This window comes from Paenibacillus oceani (genome assembly GCF_014705615.1).
GTDB classification, from domain to species: Bacteria; Bacillota; Bacilli; order Paenibacillales; family NBRC-103111; genus Paenibacillus_AB; species Paenibacillus_AB oceani.
On sequence record NZ_JACXJA010000010.1, the window covers coordinates 247,583 to 260,257 of the forward strand.

The 12,675-nt window shown below is 57.0% G+C and carries 9 protein-coding genes and 1 riboswitch; of the genes, 3 read left to right on the forward strand and 6 right to left on the reverse strand.

The window, feature by feature from the left end:
* Positions 1–93 precede the first annotated feature (93 nt).
* The 4 genes from IDH45_RS10465 to gcvT form a co-directional block, all read right to left on the reverse strand.
* On the reverse strand, positions 94–945 hold the full coding sequence (locus IDH45_RS10465) for a lipoate--protein ligase family protein (protein WP_190927237.1): 852 nt from the start codon (positions 943–945) through the stop codon (positions 94–96).
* A gap of 166 nt (positions 946–1,111) precedes the next feature.
* Entirely contained in the window at positions 1,112–2,638 is a 1,527-nt protein-coding gene (gene gcvPB / locus IDH45_RS10470; protein WP_190927238.1) for an aminomethyl-transferring glycine dehydrogenase subunit GcvPB, read from the reverse strand.
* Positions 2,635–3,987: an aminomethyl-transferring glycine dehydrogenase subunit GcvPA gene (gcvPA, locus tag IDH45_RS10475; protein ID WP_190927240.1), complete on the reverse strand. Its 1,353-nt coding sequence runs from the start codon at positions 3,985–3,987 to the stop codon at positions 2,635–2,637. Before gcvPA ends, gcvPB begins: the two co-directional genes overlap by 4 nt.
* 125 nt (positions 3,988–4,112) lie before the next feature.
* Complete coding sequence (gene gcvT / locus IDH45_RS10480; RefSeq protein WP_190927242.1) at positions 4,113–5,216, reverse strand: glycine cleavage system aminomethyltransferase GcvT; 1,104 nt, start codon at positions 5,214–5,216, stop codon at positions 4,113–4,115.
* A 364-nt stretch (positions 5,217–5,580) separates the two neighbouring features.
* A riboswitch (glycine riboswitch) is annotated at positions 5,581–5,724 on the reverse strand.
* Positions 5,725–6,074: 350 nt separating this feature from the next.
* Between gcvT and IDH45_RS10485 the strand changes: the two genes are divergently transcribed.
* The 3 genes from IDH45_RS10485 (at position 6,075) to IDH45_RS10495 (ending at position 10,061) form a co-directional block, all read left to right on the forward strand.
* Positions 6,075–7,868, forward strand: coding sequence for a DEAD/DEAH box helicase (locus tag IDH45_RS10485; RefSeq protein WP_190927244.1), 1,794 nt, complete (start codon positions 6,075–6,077; stop codon positions 7,866–7,868).
* Entirely contained in the window at positions 7,865–8,866 is a 1,002-nt protein-coding gene (locus IDH45_RS10490) for a YqhG family protein (protein WP_190927246.1), read from the forward strand. Before IDH45_RS10485 ends, IDH45_RS10490 begins: the two co-directional genes overlap by 4 nt.
* 187 nt (positions 8,867–9,053) lie before the next feature.
* Positions 9,054–10,061 (forward strand): hypothetical protein, encoded by a 1,008-nt coding sequence (locus tag IDH45_RS10495; protein WP_190927247.1) that lies wholly within the window; start codon positions 9,054–9,056, stop codon positions 10,059–10,061.
* A gap of 301 nt (positions 10,062–10,362) precedes the next feature.
* Here IDH45_RS10495 and IDH45_RS10500 read toward each other — a convergent pair whose 3' ends face one another.
* Both IDH45_RS10500 and IDH45_RS10505 read right to left on the reverse strand, forming a co-directional pair.
* Positions 10,363–10,668, reverse strand: coding sequence for a YqzE family protein (locus tag IDH45_RS10500; protein WP_223836542.1), 306 nt, complete (start codon positions 10,666–10,668; stop codon positions 10,363–10,365).
* 255 nt (positions 10,669–10,923) lie between these two features.
* Positions 10,924–12,336: an ABC transporter substrate-binding protein gene (locus IDH45_RS10505; protein WP_190927249.1), complete on the reverse strand. Its 1,413-nt coding sequence runs from the start codon at positions 12,334–12,336 to the stop codon at positions 10,924–10,926.
* Positions 12,337–12,675: the final 339 nt, after the last annotated feature.

Consider the following 12,675-nt stretch of genomic DNA (forward strand, 5'->3'; position numbering starts at 1 on the left):
CGAACGAATAGCGGAAGCTACTCTTCCGCTAAAGGAAGTCCGTAACGCTTAGCGCGATACCTACTCATCCGAGCCCTGCCCCGGACAACCGGCTCAGCGGCGCAGGTTCCACTCGTCGTTGCCGTATTTCTCGGTGCTAAGCTGCGCAGCCAGCTCCCGCTCGTACTCCGTCAGCTCGCCTTCTTCCAGACGGATGCCGAGTCCTTCGGCGATCCCTTCGCGGAAGGCGGCTTCCGCTTCCTCATACGTAACGGGCTGCCTCCCCATCCCGCGGCAGATGTCGCCGATCGCCACCGCTTTCGTATGGAATGACGTCTTCAGCCGTTCTTTGATCCGGTCGCTGGAGAAACGAAGCAGCGAGAACAACTGGTCCACGTCCATCTCCAGCAGAATCGAGCCATGCTGCAAAATAACGCCCCTGGATCGGGTTTGCGCGCTCCCGGCGATTTTCCGGCCTTCGACGACGAGCTCGTACCAGGAAGGCGAATCGAAGCAGGCGGCCGAACCGGCCGTTGACGTATACTTCGCCTTTTCCTCCGGCATGCCGAGGTTTACCATCTCCGCCCGCAAATCCAGCCTCCGGAAGCCTTGCACCAGCCCCTCGCTAAGCACGCGGTACGCCTCGTTAACCGTAGTCGGCATGTCCGGGTATTCCTCGGAGACGATCATACTGTACGTCAGCTCGCGGTCGTGCAGGACGGCGCGTCCCCCTGTCGGTCTCCGGACGAAACCGATCCCCTGCCGCTGCACCTCCGCCAATTCGATCTCGTCCTCCGCCTTTTGAAAATATCCGATCGACAGCGTCGCCGGGTTCCATCCGTAAAACCGTACCGTCGGAGGCGCCTTCCCTTCGCTGTGCGCGATCAGCATCGCCTCGTCGATCGCCATATTATCGGCCGGCGATTTTGGTCCGGACCGGATCAATCTCCATACGTTGTCTTTCATCGCCATTCCCCCTGCTCCACCTTGATCGCAACAATCGAACCAACAAAAGGAGCCCCGCAGCTCATAGAGGCGGAGACTCCCTGTACATGACTAGCTGTTCGATTTTATCGTACTCCATTTCGAAAGGAATTACAAAACGCGATTCCCTTCAAACGCTGACAAACGATTATCCGCACGTGCAGTTCAGGACCGGCTTGCGTGCCGCCTGCGTTTCGTCCAGACGTTTCACGACGGTCGTATACGGCGCATTCACGACAAGATCCGGCGTTTCCTCGGCTTCCTTGGCGATCTGAATCATCGTATCGATAAACCCGTCGAGCGTTTCTTTGCTTTCCGTCTCCGTCGGCTCGATCATGATGCACTCTTCGACGTTAAGCGGGAAGTAGATGGTCGGCGGATGGTAGCCGAAGTCGAGCAGCCGCTTGGCGATATCGAGCGTACGGACACCGAGCTTTTTCTGCCGCTTGCCGGACATAACGAACTCGTGCTTGCATGCTCTGTCGAACGGCACGTCATAATAAGGCGCGAGCCGCTTCATCATATAGTTGGCGTTCAGCACCGCATTTTCGGATACTTGACGCAGCCCTTCGCCGCCCAGCGTGCGAATGTACGTGTACGCGCGGACGAGGATGCCGAAGTTGCCGTAAAACGCTTTGACCCGGCCGATCGACAATGGATCTCCCGCTTCGAGGAAGTACGTTCCGTCCGCTCTGCGCGCTACGTTCGGCGCCGGCAGGAACGGGATCAGCTTCTGCTTCACGCCGACCGGACCTGCGCCGGGACCGCCGCCGCCGTGAGGCGTACTCATCGTTTTGTGCAAATTCAGGTGAACGACGTCAAAGCCCATGTCGCCCGGACGCGCGATCCCGAGAATCGCGTTGGAATTGGCGCCGTCGTAATACAACAGCCCGCCCGCTTCGTGAACGATGCGTGCGATCTCGACGATCTGCTCCTCGAACAAGCCGAGCGTGTTCGGATTCGTCAGCATAAGCGCTGCCGTATCCGCTCCTACCGCTGCGCGGAGCGCATCCAGATCGACCAGTCCCCGGTCGTCGGACTTGATCGTAACCGTCTCGAATCCGGCGACCGTAGCGCTGGCCGGGTTCGTGCCGTGCGAGGAGTCCGGTACGATGACCTTGGACCGTTTCTCTCCGCGGCTTTCGTGGTAAGCGCGGATCATCATCAGACCGGTCCATTCGCCGTGCGCGCCGGCGGCCGGCTGCAGCGTTACTTTATCCATGCCGGTAATTTCGGCCAGATCGTTTTGCAGCGTATAGAGCAGCTCAAGCGCGCCCTGCACCGATTCCTCCGGCTGGTACGGGTGGATTTTCGCGATTCCCGGGAACCGCGCTACGTCCTCGTTAATTTTCGGGTTATATTTCATCGTACAGGAGCCGAGCGGATAGAAGCCGTTGTCGATGCCAAAGTTCCGGCGGGACAATGCGGTGTAGTGACGGATCACATCCACCTCGTACACTTCCGGCAGCTCGGCCGGCTTTGTGCGAAGATGCTTTTGCGGGATCAACTGCTCCAGCGGCGTCTCCGGCACGTCGCAATCCGGCAGCGAATAGCCGACCCGGCCCGGTTTGCTGAGTTCGAAAATAAGCGCCTTGTCGTGTTTGACCGGTTGTGCGTTTGCGCTTGGCTCCGCGCTCACCGGCGTTGTCGTTTCCGTTTGGCTAGTCGTTGTCATACCAGCTCCTCCAATCTGTCGGCAAACTGTCCGATTTCTTCTTTCGTACGCTGTTCCGTTACGGCGATCAGCATGTGGCCCTTCAGCTCGGGATAGTCGCGGCCAAGATCGTAGCCGCCGATCATGCCGTGCTCCAGCAGCTTCGAATTGATTGCTGTCAAGTCGGCCTGCTCGCCCAGGTTGACGACAAATTCGTTAAAGAACGGCGAAGCGAACGCCAATTCGATTCCTTGGCGGGAGCCGATTTCATTTGCAGCGTAATGCGCTTTTTGGACGTTCAGCTGGGCCACATCGACAATTCCCTGCTTGCCCATCGTCGACAAATAAACGGAGGCGCACAAAGCGAGAAGCGCCTGGTTGGAGCAAATGTTGGACGTCGCCTTCTCGCGGCGGATATGCTGCTCGCGAGCCTGCAGCGTCAGCACGAAGCCGCGCTTGCCGTCGCGGTCGACCGTCTGGCCGACGATCCGGCCCGGCATCCGCCGCATCCACGCTTCCGCTACCGCAAAATATCCGCAGGACGGGCCGCCGAACGAAGCCGGAATGCCGAACGGCTGCGTATCGCCGACGACGATATCCGCACCCAGTCGTCCCGGAGCCTCGAGCAAGCCGAGCGTCAGCGGGTTGCTGCTGACGACGAGCAGGCCGCCTGCGCCGTGAATGACCGGTTCGATCGACGCAATATCTTCGATGCAGCCGAAAAAGTTCGGCGACTGCACGATAACGGCAGCCGTATCGCTGTCGACGGAAGAGGCCAGCTGCTCCATGTCCGTCAATCCGTTCTTGAAGCCTACTTCTACGACTTCGAGATTCAAGCCGCGCGCGGTCGTGTTCAAAATATGGCGGGCTTCCGGATGAACCGCGCGGGAGACGACGATCTTGCGACGCTTCGTCGCGCCGTGAGCCAACGCTCCGGCTTCCGCCAGCGCCGTGGCGCCGTCATACATCGAGGCGTTCGCCACCTTCATGCCGGTCAGCTCGCAGATATACGATTGGAATTCGAAGATCGCCTGCAATTCCCCTTGCGAAATTTCCGGCTGATACGGGGTGTAGGCCGTATAAAATTCGGAACGAGAGATGACGTGATTAACGACGACCGGCAGATGATGGTCGTACATACCGGCTCCCAGAAAGCTTGCGTAACGGTCGAAATCGGCGTTTTTGCCGGACAATTGGCGCATATGGCGAAGCATCGCCTGTTCGTTCAACTGCTCGGAAATATTCAGCGTTCCTTGGAAGCGCACGCTGGCCGGAATATCGGCAAACAACTCGTCGACGCTTGCGACGCCGACAGCCGCCAGCATGTCCGCGCGGTCCTGCTCGGTCATCGGTAAGTATCGATGTTTCATGGATGATAGCTCCTTTATAGCGAATTGGACAGGGCCGGCTCTCGGGGCCGGCAGCCTGATCCGTTTCGGAAATTATATTTAATGAAGGGATCGCGTCCGCTCAGGCGGCGCGTTTTGTTGTGTTCTTACTGTTTCGGCCGTTTGTAGAACGGGGTCGGCACCACTTTCGCCTTCAGCTTTTTGCCGCGAATCTCGACGAACAGCTCGGTGTCGATCTCCGCATGCAACGTCTCGATCAGCGCCAATCCGACATTGCGTTTGAAGGTCGGAGACTGAGTACCGGTCGTCACTTCGCCGATCTGCCGGCCGTCTGCCGAATATACCGGATAATGCGACCGCGGAATGCCCCGGTCGATCATCTCGATTCCGACCGATTTGCGCGGCAGGCCTTGTTCCTTCTGGGCGGCGAGCGCTTCTCTACCGATAAAATCGCCTTTGCCCAGCTTCACGAAAAAGCCGAGTCCCGCCTCCAGCGGGCTAATGTCCGCGGACAGCTCCTGGCCGTATAGCGGCAGACGCGCTTCAAACCGCAGCGTGTCGCGGGCGCCGAGACCGATCGGCTCAAGCCCCTCCTCCTGCCCGGCTTCCAGCAGTTGCTCCCACAGACGGATCACGTCGCGGGCGCTGACGTACAGCTCGAAACCGTCCTCGCCCGTATATCCCGTACGGGATACGAGCGCATGGATGCCGCCGACGTTCACATCCGGCAGGAAACGGAAGCTTTTGAGCTCCGTCACGGGACTGTCCGTCAGCTTGGATAAAATCGAAGATGCCCGTGGACCTTGCAGGGCAAGGAGCGACGTGTCGTCCGATACATTGTCCAGCTTGACGTTCCCTTCCAGATGCTCGCTCAGCCAGGCAAAATCTTTGTCGATGTTCGAGGCGTTCACGACAAGCATAAACCGGTCTCCGGCCAGCTTGTAAATGATCAGGTCGTCAACGACGCCGCCGTTCGGGTAGCACAGCAAGCTGTACAGCGCCTGATTCGTCTCCATCTTGGACACGTCGTTCGTCGTCATCTTCTGCAAAAACGCTTCGGCGTCCGAACCGGTTACCCAAAACTCGCCCATGTGCGACACATCGAACAAGCCGGCCCGCTGCCGGACCGCTTCATGCTCGGTTTGGATGCCGCCGAATTGCACCGGCAAGTCCCATCCGCCGAAATCGATCGTTTTGGCGCCGTGTTTCGTATAAATCGGGTATAACGGGGTTTGCTTTAAAGTCGTCATACGCTCACCTCAATCGACATTATCGTGTTTCCGCCCCGGACCGCCGTATGGCGTGTTTCCCGGGTGCTGCCCGCCGGCTTCGCCAGTCCGCTGGACCAGCCGCTCCTAGGCAAGGTTTTGGCTAGGTTTCCACTTCGCGGCGACTTTCAGTCGAAGCAACGCAAAAAGGACAAAGCAAAACGAAGCACGCTTACCGCTTACAGGTAGCCTGCGTCCTTTTGCCCTGTCCTTGTACCTGAGAGTTCCCCGTGCGGCCTACTGCTTCCATCCTGCTGCCGCAAAGTTACCCCTTGGGTGGTCCGCTTCCGCCGCCAAGCACTCTTGTTATCCACGAGGCTTACAGAACGAACACTCTCCAGAGTTGCGTCCGGGTCAAGTCCTTTTGCCTGAGAGATTCACCGCATTCGCGGCTTACTCCTTCGGCGCCGCCGTCCCGCCGCCCGCCGGTTCCGGACGGTGTCCGAACCTGACGGCGCATGCGCCCGGCAATCTCTCCTTGAACCTTCATCCGCCATATCCGATTGTTTCATACCTACATCATTCTACATGATTCGAGCCGATCGGGGAAGGGGATATTTTCCGAAATTCGGGCATATTCCGAAGAAACGATACATGCACGCGTCCTAGATTGCCAAACGCCACCTATTTTCGAACTTGCGGCGGCTCACGAAATCGGTATTTGCGGCTTGCCGCCGATCCGCTTCTCTGTGCGTTTCGTCACCAGCCAATTCACCGTCTGCGTTATGTTTCCTCCCAAATTGGTTAATACTAGCCTATATTCCCTGGGAAGTCCCGCTCCCGATCGGGAACCGGAGATCGATATCCGGCACAGGCCGGCAGAGCAAGGAGGACACCCGAATGAATACGCCATCAACGGAGCATATCCGCAGTCTGAACGACCATTTGAATATTCATTTCGACCGTTCCTGGTATGACGATCTGGAAGCGAGGATGCGCAAAAACGGTCCGTGGGACGACTGGACGATGTTTCAGCTCGCCTACGAGGCCGAACAGTCCGGTCTGATTTCCAGCTTCGACGACCTCCAGTGTCTGGCTCATATCCCGCAGCTGAAGCCGCTGACTCACCAGATCGACACCGCCAAAAAAGTGCTGTACGAGATGAGAGGCCGCGCCATTCTCGCCGACGAGGTCGGACTCGGCAAGACGATCGAAGCCGGACTGATCATTAAGGAATATTTGATCCGCGGTCTCGTGCGCAAGGTGCTCATTCTCGTCCCGGCCTCGCTCGTGCTGCAATGGGTGCGCGAGCTGAACCAGAAGTTCGGGATCTCGGCCGTCGCCCAGAAAAAGGAGTATATGTGGACGCAGTACGACGTCGTCGTCGCCTCCATGGACACGGCGAAGCGCGATCCGCACCGGGACATCGTGCTGAATCAGGAATACGACATGCTGATCGTTGACGAGGCGCACAAGCTGAAAAACAAAAAAACGTCGAACTATAAATTCGTTATCGAGCTGCGCAAAAAATATTGTCTGCTGCTGACCGCGACCCCGGTGCAGAACGATCTCGGCGAGCTATACAACCTTATTACGCTGCTGAAACCGGGCCAGCTCGGCGGACTAGGGCAATTCGCCGCCAACTTCGTCGTCGACAAGCGGATGCCGAAAAATGAGGACAAGCTCCAGGAGGAGCTGTCCAAGGTGATGATCCGCAACCGGAGGGGCGACGGCGACATCGAATTTACGAAGCGGATCGTCAAAAACATCCCGCTCCGGCTGTCTCCCGAGGAGCAGGCGCTGTACGACGGAGTTTGCGACTTCGTGCGCGGCCGCTATTCGGATGCGCAGGGCGATATCGGCAGCATGTTGTCGCTCGTCACCCTGCAGCGGGAAGTGTGCAGCAGCCGGGACGCCGTATTTCTCACCCTCGTCAACCTGTTCAAGAAAACGGCGGAAGATTCTCCGCTTCGCCCGAAAATATGGGAGCTCGTCGAGCTGATCAAGAGCATCCAGGCGAATACGAAAGCCGAAAAAACGTTGGAGCTCATTCAGGACATCGGCGACAAGGCGATTATTTTCACCGAATACCGCGCCTCCCAGGAATATTTGCTGAACTACTTGAAGGAACGGAACATTACGGCCGTCCCTTACCGGGGCGGGATGAACCGGGGCAAAAAAGACTGGATGATGGATCTGTTCCGCAACCGCGCTCAAGTGATGGTGGCGACGGAAGCCGGCGGCGAAGGGATCAACCTGCAATTTTGCCACAACATCGTCAATTTCGATCTGCCGTGGAACCCGATGCGGGTCGAGCAGCGGATCGGCCGCGTTCACCGGCTCGGGCAGACGGAAAACGTAAATATTTTCAACCTGTCGACAATCGGTACGATCGAAGAGCATATCCTCTCGTTGCTGCATGAGAAAATCAATATGTTCGAGCTGGTGATCGGCGGCCTGGACACCATTCTCGAACGATTCGAGAAGAAGACGTCGCTCGAGTCGAGTTTATTTAAAATGTGGGCGGAAGCGAAAACGGAAGACGAAATACGGCGACAGCTCGACCAGATGGGCAGCTCGTTCCGTACCGTCCGGGACGAAGTGGAGCAAGAACGCGGGGAACGCGCGCCCATCCGCGCCATCCTGAACGCGGTCGGTCAGAGCGTTACACCCGAAGCGGAGGCAAGCCATTGAACACCAAGCAGATTCAGAAATTTACGCTCCGATATTTGGAGGCGACCGGCTGTCAAATTATCGATAAGCATCCGGCCTACGTCACGGTCAAGTTGTCTCCCGAAGCGGACAAAAAGCTGACCAACCGTCCCTATTACTGGGGATTTGTCGAACGTACCGGAGCGCCGCCCGAGACGATGACGTTCACGTTCGTCTTCGATCCGGAGAAGCTTCAGGCCGAGACCGAAGCGGCGAAAGCCCGGCAGGCCGCCGCCGACGCCAAAGCAGGGGCTGCGCCGCAAGCCGGCCCCGTCGTGCTGGGCCCGTCGGGTCAGCCGCTCGCCGGGCAAGCGGGCGCGGACTCGATTCTCGGCCGCTATTTCGGGGTCGCCCCTTCCCCCGGATCGTTCGGGCCGGGCCGTATCCCGAGAGATGAGGTGACATACGGCAGCCGGAGACTGATGCAACTGTTCGACGTGGTCAAAATGTGCGGCCAGACCGTTCAGCTGTTCGAGGACCCGGGGGCCGCCATGCGGGGAGGAGCGGGCTCCTCCGGGTATGCTTCGTATTTGAACATCAATGTGAAGGTCGAGCTGGCTTGCGATATGAAGCGCGACGAGCTTCATTCCTTCGGCGTCGATCTGGCCACGGGAGAGCTGACGGATCATTTCTATGAGAAGGTCGCCGGCCGCAAGCTGACTCCCCGTCTCCCTCCGAACGTATACATCGCCCGTCCCGTCATTACGGTCGCCCGGGCGAGGACGATCGTGGAGCTTCATCTGGAGAAAATGCTGAGACGGTATGATCACGGCTGGGCGGCCGACGCGAACGACAGGCTGAGCGATGAATTCGCCCGGGTGGACCGGTATTACGAGGACGCCCTGAAAGGTCTGGAGGAGGAGCCGCGAATGCAAGCGGAGGAGCAGTGGAAGCGCCGCCGGGAAGAAATCGACTGGCAGTATCGCCCCCGGATCGCCGTGTCGGTCGTCAGCGGCGGAATATTCCATCTCGCGCGGTAGGGAAACGGCATGAACTGACGAATCCCGCTAAAACTTCTCAAAAAAACAACCGTAAAAAATCGGCGGGGCTGACAGGAAGCAACAACATTTTTTAGTCATATTCGTTACAATGGGGACATAGAAATACGATACACCGCCCTCGCCTAAACCGTTTGTCCCCTAAATCCCAATACGGCAGGTGATGACGATGTACTACCGGTGGAAACTCGGAGCGGCGGCGCTTACTCTGGCTGCGGCCATGCTGCTCGGCGGCGCTTTCGAAAGCGCGGCGTTACAGCAATTGGAAACGCATTCGCAGGCTCCCTCCCAAGTCCCGGCAGACGTACCGGTTCAGGCACAGTCCGAAACCGCTTCTCCGCCTGGGATCACAAGCGGGGATACGGACCTTGCGGCGCAGCTTGATCATCAGATCGAACAATGGATTCGCGCTTTGTCCGCACAAGACGAATTCAAGAGCTGGCAATCTGCACGCTGGACCCGGCATCCGCTCGGAGCCGGCATGCACGGCTGGCTCGTGCTGATCGAGAAAAACGGAACCGAAGTCGGTTATTTGATCGTCAGCGCTGCCGAGAACGGCGAACTGAAGCTGACCGAATACGGAGCCGGCGAGAACCCCCTTTTCAGTATGCGAACGCTGTACCGCTCCATGGTGCAGCTTGAACTTATCGATTCTGCTATCGACATGACCGCCCGGCACCCATCTTCGTCTCTCCCGGAGCGAATCTACTACAGCCCGCTGCATGCGGTGTGGAAAGTCGCTAACGGGGACGGATGGATGTACATCGACGCGAAAACCGGCGAACCGCTGCCGCTAACCGAACAAAGCTTTACTTCGCTTACTCCGTACGGAGCCGAAACGGCCATTGGCCAAACAACCGGATTCTCCTCCCGTTCCATCCGGCTCCAGACGTTCGATCCTTTTGATAATACCCACTGGCTGACGGAACCGCCTCTTCAGCTGCAATCGGTACAGCCGCTGCTAGGCGCCCTTGCGGACGGATATCCGCCCGTCACCTTCACGGCTAACCTGTACGGCCGGACCGTGCTTGCTCCGTTCGCCGTTACCGGGTTCCAGGAATCGGCTTCCGGCTCCGCCTATATCCGGCTCGAGCAGGAAGGCGGCCGTTACGTCCCGTTCGACGCGCTGATCGCTTATGGCATGTTTCATCAGCGGCCGGGCGCGGATGCAACCTAACTTTCGGTATTTCTCCTCCTCTTCCCATATCAAACACCCCATTTATGATCCGTTTATGGATCGGGGTGTTCTTTTTATGTTTTCGCGGAAACACGGTTCGGGCTACTGCCGAAATAACAGCAGCGGCAGACCGGACTTAGGGAGAAGTCCAATCTGCCGCTGGATGCGGTCGGGTATAGCCGCCATACTGCCGGGTTTTTCTCTGTAAGCGGCCGTTGGCGCGGCCGATGGTCGATTGACCGTTAAGCCGTTTAACCGTTTGACCGTTTAGCGGTTAGCCATCCGAAGCCTTCCAAGCCTGCTACGAATCGTGCGGGGACGTTTTCTGCCGCTGCGCCTTACGTTCGCGACGGCGTTTCCACCATATAGCTATCGAAAGAGGAATCATGCCGAACCAACGGACGTGCCACGGCATCCTCGTGCTTTTATGCAAAATTCGCTGTTCCTTCCGCACTTCAGGCGGCGTATCCATGTAAGCGACGACCCGCTCCGTCAAATACTTGATGTAATCTTCCGTTTTGCTGGCGATAGTCGCTTCGCACCTCCCGGACGCGGATGTTTTGCGGCTGGTACAAGCCGGGGGCTGAAAACCGGCACGCTGCCCCATCGAATCCCTATTTCGCTTAAGCCTCGGCTGCAAGCCTCCGGAAGAATCCGGACCAAAGAGCTGGTTAGGCAGAGCAAAACTAATAGAGACGCATGGTGTGCGTGACAGGTTCCGGGACCGCTGCGCAGATTACGCAGATCCCTTCCCGGCTCCCGCTTGATCTAATCGCCGTATCGCCTGACGTCCGTTCTTTATTATTTCCATATTTTCACTATTCTATACGCGTTCATTCTGAACCCTGAACCCCGGCCCCTTTTACTTAGGCTGATCCTTCGCCTGCTTCGCCTTCGTCAGCTCCGTCTGGCCTCTCTCCTGAATCGCCTGGATGGCATCGTCGACCGATTTCTTGCCTTCCATCACTTCCTTAAACTCCAACTCGGCGTGCGGATACAGTTGGCTCATGAACGTTTGCGGAAGTTTGGCCATCGATCTGTTATAAGCGGCCGAATTGCCCTTAATTTTATAGAAAGCTTCGACGTTGCGTCCTTCCGGGTCTTGGAAATATTCGCTTCGAGTTGTGACGGACCCTGTCATCGACGACGATTTGGACATCACTCGGGCATACTCGGCATCGTTGATGTATTTCACGAACTCCCATGCGGCCCTCAGGTTGGGGGACTGAGAATTTATTGCAAAAATCTGGCCGATGTTAAAGGAAGACGGGCTTCCTTCCGGATTATTCGGATCTACCGGAATCGTCACAAGGTCCCATTGCGGCGCATCGTCCTTAAGTGCGGTCTTGGCCTGCTTCAAGCTTTCCATATAATAGGTCCCGCTGAGCATCATCGCGACCTTCCCGCCGATAAACGGCTCCTGCTTGTAATATTCCTCCATGGAACCGCCGCGGAATTGCTGGTTCGGATTCGGCCGGTAAATCGCGTTCGACTTGTAGCTGTCCAGCGCTAGCTGCGCCGCCTTCTTCCAGCCGTCGGTATTCATCGTCATCGTAAGCGTGTCCGGATCGGCGAAGCTGAGTCCCTTGGTCGAACCGATCATCATCGCGAAGCGGAATACACTGTCCAGATTGCCCAGACTGAAGCCGTATACCCGGCTGGAATCGTCTCCCGTCGTCGGGAAACGTCTGGCAAGCTCAAGCAGCTCCTCCCAGCTCATCTCGTCTTTGGGAAGCGGTACGCCGTGACGCTCGAACAGCGTTTTGTTGTAAAACAGCGCCTGTGAATTAAAGTTAGGGGCCAACCCGTACAGCTTACCGCCGCTGTAAGTCTTGATCGTGTCCAGCACCCCCGGCATGATGCCGGCCAGGTCGAATTTGTCCTGCTTGATGACCGATTCGAGTTCATACAGCTTGCCCTTCTCCACCATACGCTCATACAGATCGGGAGTCAGCATCAGCACGTCCGGGTTATGTTCCTCGATAAATTTCTCGAACTCGGCGTTAACATCCGTGTCCGGTCCATACGTAATTGCCCCTTGGGTAGTCGCTACCTGGATTTCGATATTCGGATGTTTCGCATAAAATAATAGTCCGTATTGTTGATTGAACATTCTTTCGTCCCAAGTGCTCATCACCTTGATGGTCGCCTTCTCGTCTTTGCCGAGAGCTTTCAGCTTCGGCTCGGCATCACCGCCGCCCCCCATGTTGCATCCGGCCATCAGGAGCGCCGCTGCAGACCATGAGGCGATTCCGCTAACCAGTCGTCGTTTCAATTCCTTTCCCTCCACCTTTCTTCCCTTTCGGATCAGATCTATGTTTCCGTTTTCGTAGATGAATAGGTTTAGAGTATCAAGATTGCACCTCGAAATCAATTATTTTCCAAATAAAATGGTAAATTACTTGAGTGGAAGATTAATAGCTGTAAAGGGTGAGGACCGGCAGAAACTACAATTAGTATTAGAAGCGGTTTGCAGCTCTTATTGGACACGCAATGGTCTGCTATTGCGAAATAAGAGCGGTTTGCAGTAACTACTTAGGTACCTCAAAAAAGATGGTTTGAATGATGGGAAATTTGTGTAATGAAAAGTAATGGAACTATTTTTTAATAGGAG

What these genes read in the sequence shown, in the direction of transcription:
- IDH45_RS10465 (WP_190927237.1), bottom strand. Translation starts at nt 945, where the DNA reads ATGAAAGACAACGTATGGAGATTGATCCGGTCCGGACCAAAATCGCCG.
- gcvPB (WP_190927238.1), bottom strand. Translation starts at nt 2,638, where the DNA reads ATGACAACGACTAGCCAAACGGAAACGACAACGCCGGTGAGCGCGGAG.
- gcvPA (WP_190927240.1), bottom strand. Translation starts at nt 3,987, where the DNA reads ATGAAACATCGATACTTACCGATGACCGAGCAGGACCGCGCGGACATG.
- gcvT (WP_190927242.1), bottom strand. Translation starts at nt 5,216, where the DNA reads ATGACGACTTTAAAGCAAACCCCGTTATACCCGATTTATACGAAACAC.
- IDH45_RS10485 (WP_190927244.1), top strand. Translation starts at nt 6,075, where the DNA reads ATGAATACGCCATCAACGGAGCATATCCGCAGTCTGAACGACCATTTG.
- IDH45_RS10495 (WP_190927247.1), top strand. Translation starts at nt 9,054, where the DNA reads ATGTACTACCGGTGGAAACTCGGAGCGGCGGCGCTTACTCTGGCTGCG.
- IDH45_RS10500 (WP_223836542.1), bottom strand. Translation starts at nt 10,668, where the DNA reads ATGGGGCAGCGTGCCGGTTTTCAGCCCCCGGCTTGTACCAGCCGCAAA.